Raw genomic sequence first — 14,650 nt, forward strand, 5'->3', positions numbered from 1 at the left:
GCAGTCGAAGCATCTCTACCGAACAATTAAGTCATGGCGACAACTGAGAACTTAACGATTTCTAGGATAGGTAATGCAGAGACGGTCATTCTGCATTTCGGATACTGGCCAAGTTTTCATGATGCCACACTTGAAAGAATCAGTCTTTCGGTCTGCTCTTCAAAAAGCACGGTCACCTTTCTGATTGAGACGGCTGAATTCATCAATGAGCTTGATGAACAAGGTCAATACAAGCAATTCAGGCCTTGCAGTATAGAACTACAATTCAAAAACGTGAAGGATACATTCCTAACGTTTGACCATACTCCAGTCCTTTTTGAGGTGGAGTTCGAGCAGGCTGACAACGCAATAAATTGCTCTTTTTCTTCCTCTGCTGGCTCGCATAGCATAGTAGCAGAGCAAATAACGGTACTAAGCTTAACTCCAACGAAGCAGTAGAGATGCTTCGACTGCGCTCAACATGACGCGCTTATTTATTTCAACTACGCTCTGACACCACCAAAAACCATGGAGCTTTTCAACGTTTATCCCCTCGTCAACATCACGCCCGTGAAGGGCTTAGGTGCGAAGCTGTGGGACGACCAGGGCCAGGAATACTTGGATTTCTACGGCGGCCACGCCGTTATTTCCATCGGCCACAGCCACCCGCACTACGTGCAGCGCCTCACCGAGCAGCTGCAAAACATCGGCTTTTACTCCAACTCGGTGCAAATTCCGATTCAGACGCAGCTGGCGCACAAGCTGGGCCAGGTGTCGAGCTACGAGGACTACGCACTGTTTCTATGCAACTCGGGCGCCGAGGCCAACGAGAATGCGCTGAAGCTGGCTTCCTTCCACACCGGCAAAACCCGCGTGGTAGCGTTCAAAGGCGCGTTTCACGGCCGCACCAGCGGCGCGGTGGCCGCTACCGATAACCCGAAAATCGTGGCGCCCTTCAACGCAGGCCACGCCATCAGCTTTCTGGAATACGATTTGACGGCGGTAGAAACCACGCTGCAAGGTGGCGACGTGTGCGCCGTCATCATCGAACCCATTCAGGGCGTGGGCGGCATCATCATGCCTTCCGATAGTTTTCTGCAAGGCTTGGCGACGCTGTGCAAGCAGTACGGCATCATCCTGATTGCCGATGAGGTGCAGAGCGGCTACGGCCGTAGCGGCAAGTTTTTCGCGCACCAGCACGCCGGCATCCAGCCCGACATCATTTCCGTGGCCAAGGGCATGGGCAACGGCTTCCCCATCGGCGGCATCCTGATTGCGCCGGAGTTGAAAGCCTCTTATGGCCTGCTGGGCACTACGTTTGGCGGCAACCATCTGGCCTGCGCCGCCGCGCTAGCCGTACTCGAAGTCATTGAAGATGAAAACCTGCTGGCCCACGCCACCGAGCTGGGCGACTACCTCCGCACCGAGTTGCTGGCCCACGCCGGCGCCGAAGAAATCCGCGGCCGGGGCCTGATGGTGGGCATCAAGTACGACTTCCCCATCAAAGACGTGCGCGACAAGCTGCTATCGGAACATCACATTTTTGTGGGCAACGCCTCCGACCCCACGGTACTCCGGCTGCTACCGCCATTGAATATCAGCAAGGTAGAGGTTGACCGGTTTCTGCAGGCGCTGTATGCGCTGACGGAAAAATCAGTAGAAATTATCCAACAAGCCTCGGCACTTGACTAATTTTTTTGCCACGCTGCCGCATCTTTGTGGCGCGAAATCGAATTTGATTTAGGCCCCCGCCCCGATGAAAGCCTCAACCATGGTCATCATTATCTGCTGCTGCTTGTCGGTCGGATACGGGCTTTATTTGAAATATTTCACTAAGGCTTATGACGCTCTCAATCGCATAAGCCAGGTAAGCCAGGCGAAAAAAGGCATGACGCGGCAGCAGGTTTTGAATGCTTTATCAACGCCTGATTCCACTTATTGGGAAAAATCAAAGGCAGATTCCTTGCTGGTAATGGCCTATGAGCTACCTGATACCGATGGCAGCATGATACTAGTAAAGCTGCTTAACGACAGCGTACGGTCAGTAAAATATCAACAATAGGAAAACGGCTGAAGCGCTTCGCATTCAGCCGTTTTTTTAATATACACCCCTACCTTGGAAAATACGAAACAGGTCAAACTCATCCTCGAAGACGGCACTGAAATCGAGGGCACTTCCTTCGGCGCGTTCACCTCAGTGGCGGGCGAAGTAGTATTCAGCACGGCCATGACCGGCTACCCCGAAAACCTCACCGACCCATCCTTCGCCGGCCAGATTTTGGTGCTCACCTACCCGATGGTGGGCAACTACGGGGTGCCCGGCGAAGAACTGTACGAGTCGATTTCGAAGATTTTCGAGTCGGACAAAATCCATATTGCTGGCCTCGTAGTCAATTACTACTCCGAGGAGCACAGCCACTGGAACGCCGCCAAAAGCCTCGGCGACTGGCTGGCCGAGTACAACATCCCCGGCATTTTCGGCGTCGATACCCGTATGCTCACCAAGAAGCTGCGCGAGAAAGGCGCCATGCTGGGTAAAATCGTGGCCGGGGAAGACATTGAGCTGCACGACCCCAACCAGGACAACTTGGTGGCCCAGGTCAGCCAGCCCGAGGTGCAGCACTACGGCAGCGGCCAGCATAAAATCGTGCTGGTGGACTGCGGCACCAAAACCAACATCATCCGCTGCTTCCTGGAACGCGACGTGGAGCTGATTCGCGTGCCCTGGGACTACGATTTTACCAAAATCGACTACGACGGCCTGTTCCTGAGCAATGGCCCCGGCGACCCCAAGATGTGCGAGGCCACCATCGGCCACCTGCAAACGGCCTTGCAGCAGGACAAACCTATTTTCGGCATCTGCCTCGGCAACCAGCTCATGAGCCTGGCCGCGGGCGCCGATACCTTCAAGCTGAAATACGGCCACCGCAGCCACAATCAGCCTGTGCTGCTCACCGGCACCAAGCGCAGCTTCATCACCAGCCAAAACCACGGCTTTGCGGTAGATACCGCCACGCTCCCCGCCGAGTGGACCATGCTCTTCGAAAACCTGAACGACGGCACCTGCGAAGGCATCAAGCACAAAACCAAGCCGTTCTTCTCCACGCAGTTTCACCCCGAAGCTGCCGGCGGGCCGGAGGATACGGAGTATCTGTTTGATGACTTTTTGACGGCGGTGGCAGATTATAAAAACCGTTAATCTGGTTTTTCAAAAGCTTGTTCACTAGTATCTAACGCACTGTTCTCATGCAACCTAAAAGCCAAGGATTCCAATACTGGGGGTACTTGCTGGTGGGCGCACTGGCTTTCGCAGCGTTCTACTTTATCAAGAACATGGGGCAGCAAACGGTACTGAAAGCGGTGCTGGGGGAACCGGGTAACATCATTAATGAAGCTATGAATTCGGCCCGGGTTTCTCCCAGAATAACCAGTAGAACAGGCACAATAACCGCCAAAAATTTCAAGGTCGAGGACATGAGCGCGACGAAAGACACTCTCATTTTCCGCTTTTTATTAGATGGTGAGCAAGCCGACGCAGCCATAAAAATCTGGACTACCAAACGGCCGTCCGGCAAGTGGGAAATCGTGAAAAGCGATACCCTCTACACCAATTAAATTCTGGTCTGCTACGCAAGCACTAAGCTTCTGCAGGCCCTGCACGACTGCCTTTTAACACGGCCATACCAAACGGTCTGTTACCTAATCCTTAGAATGAACAAACCCAACAAAGTTCTCATCCTCGGTTCCGGCGCGCTTAAAATTGGCGAGGCCGGCGAGTTCGATTATTCCGGCTCCCAGGCCCTCAAGGCGCTGAAAGAGGAAGGTATTCGCACCATCCTCATCAACCCCAACATTGCCACCGTGCAAACGTCGGACAACATTGCCGACGATGTGTATTTCTTGCCCGTGACGCCCTTCTTCGTGGAGGAAGTCATCAAAAAGGAGCAGCCCGATGGCATCCTGGTGGCCTTTGGTGGCCAGACGGCGCTGAACTGCGCCGTGGCCCTGTACCGCGGCGGCGTGTTTGAAAAATACGGCGTGAAGGTGCTGGGCACGCCAGTGCAGAGCATCATCGACACCGAGGACCGGGATATTTTCAAGGACAAGCTCGACCAGATTGGCGTGTTTACGGCCCGTAGCGTGGCCGTGACGACGATGGAGGACGCCCTGGCGGCCGGCGAGAAAATCGGCTTTCCCATCATCGTGCGGGCGGCGTTTGCGCTGGGCGGCCTGGGCAGCGGCTTCGCCAACAACATGGACGAGCTGCGGACCCTGGCCCAAAAATCCTTCACCACGTCCGACCAGATTCTAGTGGAAGAATCCTTGAAGGGCTGGAAGGAAGTGGAGTACGAAGTGGTGCGCGACCAGTACGATAACTGCATCACGGTCTGCAACATGGAAAACTTCGACCCCATCGGCATTCACACCGGCGAGAGCATCGTGGTAGCTCCGTCGCAGACGCTCAGCAACCGCGAATACCACAAGCTGCGCAGCATCGGCATCAAGACCATTCGCCACCTGGGCATCGTGGGCGAGTGCAACATTCAGTACGCCCTCGACCCCGTTTCGGAGGATTACCGCGTGATTGAGGTGAACGCGCGCCTCTCCCGTTCCTCGGCGCTGGCCTCAAAAGCTACGGGCTACCCGCTGGCGTTTGTGGCGGCCAAGCTGAGTTTGGGCTACTCGTTATCGGAGCTGAAAAACAGCGTGACGCAGACCACGTCGGCCTTTTTCGAGCCGGCGCTGGACTACGTGGTGGTGAAGCTACCACGCTGGGACCTGGGCAAATTCGAGGGCGTGAACCGGCAGATTGGCAGCGCCATGAAGAGTGTGGGCGAGGTGATGGCCATTGGCAAATCATTCGAGGAAGCCATTCAGAAAGGCCTGCGGATGCTGGACACCGGCAAGCGCGGCTTCGTGGCCAACAAGCCCGAAACCGTGGACACCACCACCATCGACCAGCTGCTGAGCGAGCCTAACGAGGAACGTATTTTCGCCATCAACCTGGCATTCGAGGCCGGTTACACGCTGGACCAAGTCCACGAGCTGACCAAGATTGACCACTGGTTTTTGCAGCGCCTGTCCACCATTTTCCGGCTCGGCAACCAGCTCGCCGAAGGCCGTGCCAACGGCCTGGATGGTTTAGAAACCAGCCTGCTGCGCGAGGTAAAAAAAGCCGGTTTCTCGGACCAGCAGATTGCCGTGAAGCTGCTCGGCGAAGGCGACGCCATGCACGGCACCAAAGCCGACGAGCTGCTGGTGCGCGCCCGCCGCAAGGCCTTGGGCGTGCTGCCGGTCATCAAGCAGATTGACACGCTGGCGGCCGAATTCCCGGCCAAAACCAACTACCTCTACAGCACCTACCACGGCACCGAAAACGACCTGGAGCCCGAAACCGATAAATCGGTGGTGGTGCTGGGCTCGGGTGTGTACCGCATCGGCTCGTCGGTCGAGTTTGACTGGTGCGGCGTGAACGCCGTGCAAACCGCCGCCGAGGAAGGCTACAAAACCATCATCATCAACTACAACCCCGAAACCGTATCGACCGACTACGACGTTTCGGACCGGCTGTATTTCGAGGAGCTGAGCTTCGAGCGGGTGATGGACATCCTGGATTTTGAGCAGCCGGAGGGCGTGATTCTCTCCACCGGCGGCCAGATTCCCAACAACCTTGCCACCCGTCTGGCCGAGGCCAAAGCCCCCATCCTGGGCACGGCCCCGGCCCGCATCGACGAGGCCGAAAACCGCCACAAGTTCTCCAGCATCATGGACGAACTGGGCATCGCGCAGCCGCGCTGGAAGGAACTGACCTCACTGGAAGCCATGAATGAGTTCGTGCGCGAAGTCGGCTTCCCGGTGCTCATCCGGCCGAGCTACGTGCTATCGGGCGCCGCCATGAACGTGGTCTCTAACAATTTCGAGCTAGAAGCCTTCCTGCAAACCGCTGTGGAAGTAAGCTCCGAATACCCGGTGGTGGTATCGGAATTCATCCAGGAAGCCAAAGAAATCGAGCTCGACGCGGTGGCCGACCACGGCGAAATCGTGAGCTATGCCATCTCGGAGCACGTGGAATTTGCCGGCGTGCACTCCGGTGATGCTACCATGTACTACCCGCCCCAACGGGTGTACGTGGGCACTATCCGCAAGCTGAAAATCATCGCCGAAAAAATTGCCAAGCGCTACGAAATCAGCGGCCCGCTCAACATCCAGTTCCTGGAGAAAAACGGCGAAATCCGGGTGATTGAGTGCAACATCCGCGCCTCGCGCAGCTACCCGTTCGTGTCGAAAGTATCGGGCAACAACCTCATCAAAAAGGCGACCCAGGTACTGCTCGGCAAGAAGGTAGAACGCGACGAAAGCGAGCGGGTCTACGACCTGCCCTTCGTGGGCGTGAAGGCCCCGCAGTTCTCCTTTACCCGCCTGCCCGGCGCCGACCCGGTGCTGCGCGTCGACATGGTGAGCACCGGCGAAGTAGGCTGCCTGGGCGACACCGCTGAGGAAGCCCTGCTGAAATCGATGCTGAGCGTGGGCTACAAAATCCCGCAGAAATCGGTGCTCATTTCCGGCGGTCCCATCATCTCCAAAGTGGCCCTGCTCGCGCCCGCCGCGCTGCTCATCAAAAAGGGCTACACCGTGTACGCCACCCAGGGCACGCACCGCTTCTTCGCCGAAAATGGCATTCCCAGCAGCCTGCTCTTCTGGCCCGATGAACTGCAGGAGCCGAATGTACTGACGTACCTGAAAGAAAAGAAAATCGACCTAGTCATTAACATACCCAAAAACCTGTCAAAAGGCGAGTTGGATAATGACTACAAAATCCGCCGCACCGCCGTCGATTTTGGCGTGGGCTTGCTGACCAATGCACGGCTGGCGAAGGCATTTATTCAGGCCTTCTGCTCGCTGGAAATGAAAGACTTGAAGATTAAGAGCTGGAACGAGTATAAGGCCATGTAAAAAGCAAAAGAGGCATCTGAATTCAGATGCCTCTTTTGCTTTTTAGCGCTCTACAATCTGATTAATTCATTCCTGATTACCGGACTGCTTTTCGGCTATTTTTTGAATGATATAAATAGCCTGTTTATTCAGTCGTGAATCAGAATGATTTATAAAAGGCATTATTAACGGCGTCAAATCGGTAGCACAGATTTTGGCCAGATAGGAAGCAAAATCAAACAATTCAGGGTCGGGATTGGCGGTGGTAAAAACTGTCCTTATTTCGGGCACCCAGTCCTCGGCATGCTCCTTAGCATACCAATAAACATACTTTGCAACGTTTAAAGGATTAGTAGGCCAAAGCGCTTGCAAAAATGGCCGAGCGCGGGAATAATCAAACTGGGTGAGGCACTGTATGGCTTGCAGACGCAATGTTGGGTCGGGACTGGCAGCAGTTTGGCTTAGCTGGTTGAGTGTGTCTGAACTCACGGATGGCAAACGGGTTAGGCCCAGCAGGAACTCACGTTGCTGCTTAAATTCGGTTGCGGTCTGGAATCCTGTCATTAATTCGTCTTCAGTTCCGCCTCTTCGGTAGCCGAACCAACCGGCCCGTTCGCCCATTAAAGTGCCATCCAATACTTCATCGAGCCACCGCTCGTACCAGTCCAGAAAATTGCTTTCATAAGCAAACTTGGGCAGGTTCCGCTCTTCGTCCAGATTCACTACTCGGCCGCAATATTCACCGCTTACAACCAGCGCATGATAACAGGTGCAGCCCTGTGTGCCCAAAGCCAGCAGGCCCGCAAATAGCGCATCGATTTCCTTTTCGAAGTCGGTATCGCTCATGTCGTCTAGCTCGAATGGCAGCGTCAAGGCTGCCCATTCGTCCTCGCTCATGTCGGGCTTCCACTGGCTTGGCTGCCGCAGGGCCTGTGGGTCAGTAAAAAAATCAGCAGCGTGTTGCCGGGGGTCGTACAATCCGTAAAATGGGCCCGCGCCAGGGCCTATTTCCTGCATGAAAAGCCGGTAGTCGTCCGGCAGGCGGATACCGTAGCGCTGCTCCAGAACCAGCAAGTCGTTAGTGGGAACAGGGCTCGCTATCCGGTACTTATGCCCGTCGGCTCCAAACACTTTGTAGTTTGGGTCAGCTGCCTGCGCCTGAGGGAGCTTGTTTTTGATGCGCGCAATTTGGGCGTGGTAGTCGGACATAAATATTTACCTAAGTTGACCGAATAATTACCAAGCAGTTAGGTTCCGCTTCTTCTTATTTAGCGCGGTGCAAAGCCCTTGGCAGTGGGCCGCACCTTCGTCATATCGAAGCCATACTGCTTGCTAAACAGTTGACCAGTACTGGTGCGAAACGCTGCTTCGTTGTTGTTTTTGATACTTTGCTGCCAAGTGGCGGTGAGTAGCACGGTTTGGAGCTTCATTTCCTCGCCCAACTTGGCGACGGCCGTGGGAGACGCAAGCTGCGAATTACTAGCCAACATGCCTGCTATTTGTGTGCGCACCCCCTGGGCCATACTGGGCGTGATGGCATTATCGTCATGAACGCCGTTCATAATTAGGTAGCCCGTTATCAGATAGCTAGCTAGAGCAGCAGCAGCGTCGTTTTCGGGCAGCGACGTGCCCTGCACGATACTGCGGTATATCGTGGAATAATCGACCTTACCTGTTGCCAATGAATTGGCGGCCGCTGGATTATTTGGTTTGAGGCGGGCCGCTAGCTGTTGCACGGTTTGCTGGCGGAGAACTGCCGTGGGCGTGTAAGCAAACCGTTTGGTGGCGACAGCGCTGGTAGCAGGCCGGCTTGTCGTATTGCTGCGCTTGATGGCGTTCACCATCGTGGCCGTGAGGACAGCTTGAACAGTTGCGTCGCTGAACGTTTGCAAATCGACCTGAGCGTGGGCAGTCAGCTGAGAGGCCGTAAGCAGTCCGGTCAACAACAGGCTATTCCAGGAAAACAGGGCAGACATAAAAAGATGGTATTTGAGTTGAAGCAACTTACAGGGTACGGAGCGTACATCTGCTTGGTTGAAATCAGCTGTTTGGGTAGTGGCAGCATGTTGCCATGACGCATTTGGTCCAGGATAATGGCTTATTGCCTCCTCGTGCCCGCAGTACCTTTGAGAGAAAGTCGACGCAGCCGGTGCTATTGCTGACACGCATGCAGCACAAGCGCCCGATTAAAAACAAACCATTACACTGGTTATTCATGAAAAACTTCACCTCCTTCGCCGATGCCGGCGACTACCACGCCCTGCTAAAGCAAGCGCTGGAAATCAAAGCCAACCCCTACGGCTACCAGCACATCGGGCGCAACAAAACCGTCGGCCTCATCTTCTTCAACCCCAGCCTGCGCACCCGCCTCAGCTCGGTCAAAGCAGCCTACAACCTCGGCGCGCAAGCCTGGGTACTGAACGCCGGCGCCGACTCCTGGACCCTGGAAATGGCCGATGGCGCGGTGATGAACGGCGGCACGCAGGAGCACATCAAGGACGCCATTGCGGTGATGAGCCAGTACTGCGACGTGCTGGGCGTGCGCACCTTCCCTACCCTCAAAGACAAGGCCGAGGACTACGGCGAGGTCGTGTTCAACAAGATTCTGCAATACGCCACCGTGCCCGTCATCAGCCTTGAAAGCGCCACCCTGCACCCCTTACAGTCCTTCGCCGACCTGATTACCGTAGCCGAAACCAAGAAAAAAAAGCAAGTAAAAGTGGTGCTCACCTGGGCCCCGCACGTGCGTGCCCTGCCCCAGTGCGTACCCAACTCTTTCTGCGACTGGTTTTCAGAAATTGACTGGGTCGATTTCGTCATCACACACCCCGAGGGCTACGAGTTGGACCCCAAATTCACCAAAGGCGCCCGCATCGAGTACGACCAGCGCAAAGCGTTGGAAGGCGCCGACTACGTGCAAGCCAAAAACTGGAGCAGTTACCGCGACTACGGCCAGGTGCTGCAAAACGACCCCGCTTGGATGCTCACCCCCGAACATATGGCCCTAACCAGCAACGCCAAGTTCCTGCACTGCCTGCCCGTGCGCCGCAACGTGGAAGTGTCCGATGCCGTGCTCGACGCGCCCGGCTCGCTCATCATCCAGGAAGCCGGCAACCGCACCATCTCCATGCAAACCGTACTGCATGAGCTGCTGAAGTAGCAAGGAGCAGTAAGTATTAAGGCCTCGCAGCATAGGGTTCTGCGGGGCCTTTGTGCGTTTAGCATCGTTTGAAAGAAGCTAAGCCAGTATTTGGCAGCAGCTAAACCAATAGGAACCAACGAAAAAGCCCCATCCTGTTTCCAGAATGGGGCTTTTTGCTGTGATCCCGCTGGGATTCGAACCCAGGACCCGTACATTAAAAGTGTACTGCTCTACCAGCTGAGCTACAGAATCGGTACCTTGCACCTTGGAAGGGCGTTTCCTTCTTTGGTGGCACAAAAGTACTATAGCCTTTCGAACTACACAACACTGGCTTCAAAAAAAAGTCTGTTTCCTTACTGTGCGAACCCTTTTTCTCTTCTTAATCTTCTTGCCTCTCTGGGGCTTGAGTGCAAATTCCCCGGCTAAAAAAAAATTCTCTTTGCCAGTTGCAGCGCCTGCTGCAAACCTAGGGCGGGCCGATTCTTTGTTTGTGGCCGGGCAATATGCGGCAGCTTTTCCTGATTATCGGCGGCAGGTATGGGAGCAACGGCGTGCTTCGCCCGAATTATTACTCAAAATGGCCTACGCCCAGCAGCAGTTGGAACACTACCCGGCAGCGCTGCTCTACCTCAGCATGGCGCAGGCCAGGCAGCCGCGGGTGCGTACGTGGCGGCAGCTAGCTGGCTTGGCTACGCAACACCGGCTGGTAGGCTACCCTACTACCTGGCAACAGGAACTGCGTGTGCAGGTGCAGCGGTATTTCTATTCGGGCTTGCAGGTGCTGCTGGCAGGAGCAGTGGTGGGCGCCATGTGGCTGCTGTGGCGCCGGAGCCCCCGCGGAGCGTGGGTGGGCTATCTGGCGTACGTGGCGCTGCTTGGGACCTACCTGCACTTCCTGCGCCCGGTCCCGGCCGGGTTGGTGGCGCGCTCGGGAGCAGTGCTGATGGACGGCCCTGGCGCGGGGGCAGCTTGGCTAAGCACAGCCGCCATGGGCGACCGCCTACCCGTGCTGGGACGGCAGGACATTTGGTACCGAGTGCAGTGGCAGCAGCGCGAAGCATTTGTGCGGGCCACCGACCTGCTGGTGGTGGAATAGTACCCGGTAAAAACCAGCCGCAGATGGTGTGGTTGGCCCGGAGCTGGTACTTTTGTGGTTATGTCTGCGTCCCTAACTCTCACTGGCCTGTATATCTATCCTGTTAAATCTCTCGGAGGGTATGCCGTGGCGGAAGCCGACGTGACGGCCAGGGGCCTGCGTCACGACCGCCGCTGGCTGCTGGTTGACGAGCGCAACCGCTTCATGACGCAACGCCAGCACCCCGAGCTGGCCCTGCTGACGGTGGCCCCGGCTTATAATGGCTTCCTGATTTCGCACCGCCAACGGCCTGAACTGCTGCCGCTCTTTATTCCCTTCGAAGCCACGCCGAATAAAACGCTGTTTGTGACAGTGTGGGATGATATTTTGTGGGCCTGGCGCGGCGCGAAGGAAGCCGATGCATGGTTTGCGGAGGCGCTGGACCGGTCGTGCCGCCTCGTGTATATGTCGGACATGGTGCGCCGCGACGTGGAGCCCGAACTCAATCCTGAAGGCCAGCTGGTGAGCTTTGCCGACGGCTACCCATTTCTGGTGGCCGGTGAGGCCGCGCTGGCGGATTTGAATACCCGCTTGGCCCAGCCCGTGCCCATGGACCGCTTCCGTCCCAACTTGGTTTTTGGGGGCGGCGAGGCGTATGAGGACGACAATTGGGAGCAGTTTCAGATTGGTGAAACAATGTTTCGGGCGGTGCGGGGCTGCGGGCGGTGCGTGCTCACCACCATCGACCAGCAAACCGCGACCAAAAGCCCGGTGGGCGACCCACTACGCACCCTGGCCACCTACCGCAAGGCCGAAAACAGTACGCTTTTCGGCCAGAACGTGACCGGGCCGGGCCGGGGTCGTCTGCGTGTGGGGGATGCACTGACCGTCGTGAGTCGGAAGTAGGACCTCCGACTACTTGTCGGGGCAACTCTCCCCGCAGGCAGTGCGTTGTGCAAGGCCGGGCCTACTGCCCGGTTTTTGCTTTTTTATGGAACTGAATTTTCTGCTGCATTTCCTGGCTGAGCTCGCGGCCAATAACAATACGGTGTGGATGGCCGCCCACCGCTCCGAATACCAGCGTGCCCGCGCTGCCTGCACCGAGCTGGTGCGCGAGGTGCTGGCCCAGGCTGCTGCCAACGACCCCGACTTAGCCAACCTAACCACGTCGGACGTCATGTTTCGGCTGCACAAAAACGACCGGGCCCACCGCGACCCCGAGCCTTACAAGCGCCGCATGGGCGCGGGCCTGAAGCGCGGAGGGCGTCACGCGGCACGGGCGGGCTATTTCCTGGCCATTCAGCCGGATGGGCGCAGCTGGCTGGGGGCGGGTACCTTCCACCCTACCCCAGAATTGCTAGTAGCCATTCGGCAGGAAATTCATTACAGCAGCGACGAGTTTCATCGGCTGCGGCAGGCGCCGGAGCTAGTGCGCTACTTCCCAATGGGCCTTGACCGGACCGGACCACAGCTCACGCGCCCGCCGCGGGGCTACGCAGCATCGGACCCCGATTTGGCCTGGCTGCGCCTGAAGACCTTCGGCATAGGCCGTTTTTATACTGATGCGGAAGTGCTGGCACCGGGTTTTGTGCAGCAGGTAGTGGCCGGCATTGCGGCGGCCCGGCCGCTGGTCGATTTTTTCAATGCTGCTATTCCTGATGCAGGACCGCTGCAGGCGTAAGCTGCTTAAAAAAATTTCCGGCCCCTCATGCTTCGCTTGCGCTGCATGAGGGGCCGGGGCTGTATGGTGCCAAAGGTTTGCGCTTGTATGCGCCACAAACGCTAAAACAAACCAAATAGGGTGCTGTCAATCTTTTCGATGATGGTACCCAGGTCTTCGGGGCGGCGCACGTAGTCCAGCTCATTCACGTCGATGATGAGGCTGCGGCCGGCGCTATAGGCACCTATCCACTTCTCGTAGTGCTCGTTGAGGTTTTTGAGGTACTCGATGCTGATGGTGTTCTCGTAGTCGCGGCCGCGCTTCTCAATCTGACCAATGAGCTTGGGCAGGTCGGCGCGGAGGTAGAGTAGCAGGTCGGGCGGGGCTACGAGGTCCACCATCGATTCGAACAAAGCGTAGTAGTTGTTGTAGTCGCGGGTTTCGAGCAGGCCCGACTCGTGCAGGTTGGCCGCAAAAATGTGGGCGTCTTCGTAGATGGTGCGGTCCTGGATGATGCCTTTGCCAGCCTTTTGCAGTTCCTTGATGCGTTGCGTTTGGCGAAAGCGCCCATTGAGGAAATATACCTGGAGGTGAAAGGCCCAGCGGGGCATATCGTGGTAAAAATCCTTCAGGTAAGGATTATCGTCCACATCTTCCAGAAAAACCTCCCAGCGAAAATGCTGGGCCAACTTATGAGCCAGGGTGGTTTTGCCGGCTCCAATGTTGCCGACGATGGCAATGTGCATGCGCTACGAACGAAAAAGCGAGAGAAAAGCAGAACCCCAAAGGTAACAGCTGCCCGGGCATTGGCTCAACCATTTAGGCCTGCAATTAAGCCTTATATTTACTATATAATGCTATTATAATCTAACATGCTGACTGCTGAAGCCGTCCACCTCACCACTTTGTCCGATAGCTACGGGGCACCGCTGGCAGAATATTATTTCTTGCCAACGAATGCCATACTATACATCCGCTGGCATGGGCACCTTACTGCGGCAGCCATCATTCGTGGGGTGACGGCTGCGATGCAGCAGATAGAAGAGCATCCGTTTAGGCACGTGCTTAATGACAAGCGTGACACCGGCGGCGACTGGAGTGAAGCCTTGCCCTGGCTGCAATATGAGTGGCGGCCATTGGCTGTAGCGGCAGGCATTCGGGCCATTGCCTACATTCTCTCCCCCGACTTTAATGCCCAGCTGGTAAGCAGTGAGTTTGTGGAGGCGATGTACGGCCAGATTAATGTTTCGCTGTTTGTCAGTGAAACCGAAGCCATCCGCTGGCTGCAAAAGCAGTGAGCAAAAAGAACGACCAGCTTAGTCGAGTTTTTCCTTGACTTTGCGGGCGCCTTTCAGTGTGTGAAACTCGCCCTGGAAGGAGCGGATGCGCAGGCGCTCTTCGAGGGGCAGCTCGGTGCGGATGTGCTCATAGCGCTGGTTGAGGCGGGCCAGCACCTGGCCGGCGGCGTCCCACTGCGGGTAGGTCCAGGTGCGGCGCTCGTCGCGGGTGGTGGCAATGAACCGCTCGTAGAGGTTGGGCAGCTCTTCGGCACGGGCCTGGGCCAGGTTCACGTCGGTTTGCAACAGGTGCTGCTGCACGGGGTCGGAAGCGGTATCGGCAGTGCGGGAGGCGGCTTGCCGGGCTGAGCTTTGGGGGGTGGCCGCTGGCCGGGAACCGGTGAGCTCCCCACGCCGGAGCAGTTCGGCCTGGGTGGTTTGGGCAAAACTGGCGAGGGGCAGGCCGGCGAGCAGAAGAATGCATGCAGATTTCATAGGCAGGAAAAAGAAAAAACGAAGGTTTGCGGCCTTAAACGCAAGGAATGGGCCAACCGTATCAAGTCGAACGAACCGGTTTCGGTTTT

15 protein-coding genes and 1 tRNA gene are annotated in these 14,650 nt (G+C 56.5%); 11 read left to right on the forward strand and 5 right to left on the reverse strand.

From position 1 onward, the window contains the following. Nucleotides 1–33 precede the first annotated feature (33 nt). The 6 genes from J4E00_RS09785 to carB all read left to right on the forward strand — a co-directional run bounded on the left by J4E00_RS09785 (nt 34) and on the right by carB (nt 6,933). The gene (locus tag J4E00_RS09785; protein WP_208174974.1) at nt 34–438 is read left to right on the forward strand and encodes an Imm50 family immunity protein; all 405 of its coding nucleotides are present in this window, start codon (nt 34–36) and stop codon (nt 436–438) included. A gap of 69 nt (nt 439–507) precedes the next feature. Further along, nucleotides 508–1,671, forward strand: coding sequence for an aspartate aminotransferase family protein (locus J4E00_RS09790; RefSeq protein WP_208174975.1), 1,164 nt, complete (start codon nt 508–510; stop codon nt 1,669–1,671). Between the two features lie 64 nt (nt 1,672–1,735). Continuing rightward, complete coding sequence (locus J4E00_RS09795; protein ID WP_208174976.1) at nt 1,736–2,041, forward strand: hypothetical protein; 306 nt, start codon at nt 1,736–1,738, stop codon at nt 2,039–2,041. Between the two features lie 54 nt (nt 2,042–2,095). Then, nucleotides 2,096–3,178 (forward strand): glutamine-hydrolyzing carbamoyl-phosphate synthase small subunit, encoded by a 1,083-nt coding sequence (carA, locus tag J4E00_RS09800; RefSeq protein ID WP_208174977.1) that lies wholly within the window; start codon nt 2,096–2,098, stop codon nt 3,176–3,178. A gap of 47 nt (nt 3,179–3,225) precedes the next feature. Further along, the gene (locus tag J4E00_RS09805; RefSeq protein WP_208174978.1) at nt 3,226–3,594 is read left to right on the forward strand and encodes a hypothetical protein; all 369 of its coding nucleotides are present in this window, start codon (nt 3,226–3,228) and stop codon (nt 3,592–3,594) included. Between the two features lie 96 nt (nt 3,595–3,690). Further along, nucleotides 3,691–6,933 (forward strand): carbamoyl-phosphate synthase (glutamine-hydrolyzing) large subunit, encoded by a 3,243-nt coding sequence (carB, locus tag J4E00_RS09810; protein ID WP_208174979.1) that lies wholly within the window; start codon nt 3,691–3,693, stop codon nt 6,931–6,933. 66 nt (nt 6,934–6,999) lie between these two features. Here the strand turns inward: carB and J4E00_RS09815 are convergent, their stop codons facing one another. Together J4E00_RS09815 and J4E00_RS09820 are read right to left on the reverse strand one after the other, a co-directional pair. Continuing rightward, nucleotides 7,000–8,121 carry an SMI1/KNR4 family protein gene (locus tag J4E00_RS09815; RefSeq protein ID WP_208174980.1) on the reverse strand — a complete coding sequence of 374 codons (1,122 nt, stop codon included), beginning with the start codon at nt 8,119–8,121 and terminating at the stop codon, nt 7,000–7,002. Nucleotides 8,122–8,180: 59 nt separating this feature from the next. Continuing rightward, the gene (locus J4E00_RS09820) at nt 8,181–8,888 is read right to left on the reverse strand and encodes a hypothetical protein (protein WP_208174981.1); all 708 of its coding nucleotides are present in this window, start codon (nt 8,886–8,888) and stop codon (nt 8,181–8,183) included. Nucleotides 8,889–9,127: 239 nt separating this feature from the next. Here J4E00_RS09820 and J4E00_RS09825 point away from each other — a divergent pair, with 239 nt between their 5' ends. Continuing rightward, nucleotides 9,128–10,072, forward strand: a complete 945-nt coding sequence (locus tag J4E00_RS09825; protein WP_208174982.1) for an acetylornithine carbamoyltransferase — start codon at nt 9,128–9,130, stop codon at nt 10,070–10,072. A gap of 161 nt (nt 10,073–10,233) precedes the next feature. On the opposite strand, the gene J4E00_RS09830 is transcribed toward J4E00_RS09825, so the two are convergent. Beyond that, nucleotides 10,234–10,306: transfer RNA gene (locus J4E00_RS09830), tRNA-Lys, on the reverse strand. A 187-nt stretch (nt 10,307–10,493) separates the two neighbouring features. Between J4E00_RS09830 and J4E00_RS09835 the strand changes: the two genes are divergently transcribed. From J4E00_RS09835 to J4E00_RS09845, 3 genes are all read left to right on the forward strand, one after another. Next, a complete protein-coding gene (locus tag J4E00_RS09835; protein ID WP_208174983.1) occupies nt 10,494–11,150 on the forward strand; it encodes a hypothetical protein in 657 nt (218 codons plus the stop codon). A gap of 60 nt (nt 11,151–11,210) precedes the next feature. After that, nucleotides 11,211–12,035, forward strand: a complete 825-nt coding sequence (locus tag J4E00_RS09840) for an MOSC domain-containing protein (protein ID WP_208174984.1) — start codon at nt 11,211–11,213, stop codon at nt 12,033–12,035. Nucleotides 12,036–12,120: 85 nt separating this feature from the next. Then, nucleotides 12,121–12,810: a DUF2461 domain-containing protein gene (locus J4E00_RS09845; RefSeq protein WP_208174985.1), complete on the forward strand. Its 690-nt coding sequence runs from the start codon at nt 12,121–12,123 to the stop codon at nt 12,808–12,810. A gap of 101 nt (nt 12,811–12,911) precedes the next feature. Here J4E00_RS09845 and J4E00_RS09850 read toward each other — a convergent pair whose 3' ends face one another. After that, entirely contained in the window at nt 12,912–13,535 is a 624-nt protein-coding gene (locus tag J4E00_RS09850) for a deoxynucleoside kinase (protein ID WP_208174986.1), read from the reverse strand. A 126-nt stretch (nt 13,536–13,661) separates the two neighbouring features. On the opposite strand from J4E00_RS09850, the gene J4E00_RS09855 reads away from it, so the two are divergent. After that, a complete protein-coding gene (locus J4E00_RS09855; RefSeq protein ID WP_208174987.1) occupies nt 13,662–14,087 on the forward strand; it encodes an STAS/SEC14 domain-containing protein in 426 nt (141 codons plus the stop codon). A gap of 18 nt (nt 14,088–14,105) precedes the next feature. On the opposite strand, the gene J4E00_RS09860 is transcribed toward J4E00_RS09855, so the two are convergent. Next, entirely contained in the window at nt 14,106–14,561 is a 456-nt protein-coding gene (locus J4E00_RS09860; RefSeq protein WP_208174988.1) for a hypothetical protein, read from the reverse strand. Nucleotides 14,562–14,650 lie beyond the last annotated feature (89 nt).

Source organism: Hymenobacter negativus (assembly GCF_017571495.1).
Lineage (GTDB): Bacteria > Bacteroidota > Bacteroidia > Cytophagales > Hymenobacteraceae > Hymenobacter > Hymenobacter negativus.

Coding starts and splice junctions, on each gene's coding strand:
- J4E00_RS09785 (WP_208174974.1), top strand. CDS start 34: ATGGCGACAACTGAGAACTTAACGATTTCTAGGATAGGTAATGCAGAG.
- J4E00_RS09790 (WP_208174975.1), top strand. CDS start 508: ATGGAGCTTTTCAACGTTTATCCCCTCGTCAACATCACGCCCGTGAAG.
- J4E00_RS09795 (WP_208174976.1), top strand. CDS start 1,736: ATGAAAGCCTCAACCATGGTCATCATTATCTGCTGCTGCTTGTCGGTC.
- J4E00_RS09805 (WP_208174978.1), top strand. CDS start 3,226: ATGCAACCTAAAAGCCAAGGATTCCAATACTGGGGGTACTTGCTGGTG.
- carB (WP_208174979.1), top strand. CDS start 3,691: ATGAACAAACCCAACAAAGTTCTCATCCTCGGTTCCGGCGCGCTTAAA.
- J4E00_RS09815 (WP_208174980.1), bottom strand. CDS start 8,121: ATGTCCGACTACCACGCCCAAATTGCGCGCATCAAAAACAAGCTCCCT.
- J4E00_RS09820 (WP_208174981.1), bottom strand. CDS start 8,888: ATGTCTGCCCTGTTTTCCTGGAATAGCCTGTTGTTGACCGGACTGCTT.
- J4E00_RS09825 (WP_208174982.1), top strand. CDS start 9,128: ATGAAAAACTTCACCTCCTTCGCCGATGCCGGCGACTACCACGCCCTG.
- J4E00_RS09840 (WP_208174984.1), top strand. CDS start 11,211: ATGTCTGCGTCCCTAACTCTCACTGGCCTGTATATCTATCCTGTTAAA.
- J4E00_RS09845 (WP_208174985.1), top strand. CDS start 12,121: ATGGAACTGAATTTTCTGCTGCATTTCCTGGCTGAGCTCGCGGCCAAT.
- J4E00_RS09850 (WP_208174986.1), bottom strand. CDS start 13,535: ATGCACATTGCCATCGTCGGCAACATTGGAGCCGGCAAAACCACCCTG.
- J4E00_RS09855 (WP_208174987.1), top strand. CDS start 13,662: ATGCTGACTGCTGAAGCCGTCCACCTCACCACTTTGTCCGATAGCTAC.
- J4E00_RS09860 (WP_208174988.1), bottom strand. CDS start 14,561: ATGAAATCTGCATGCATTCTTCTGCTCGCCGGCCTGCCCCTCGCCAGT.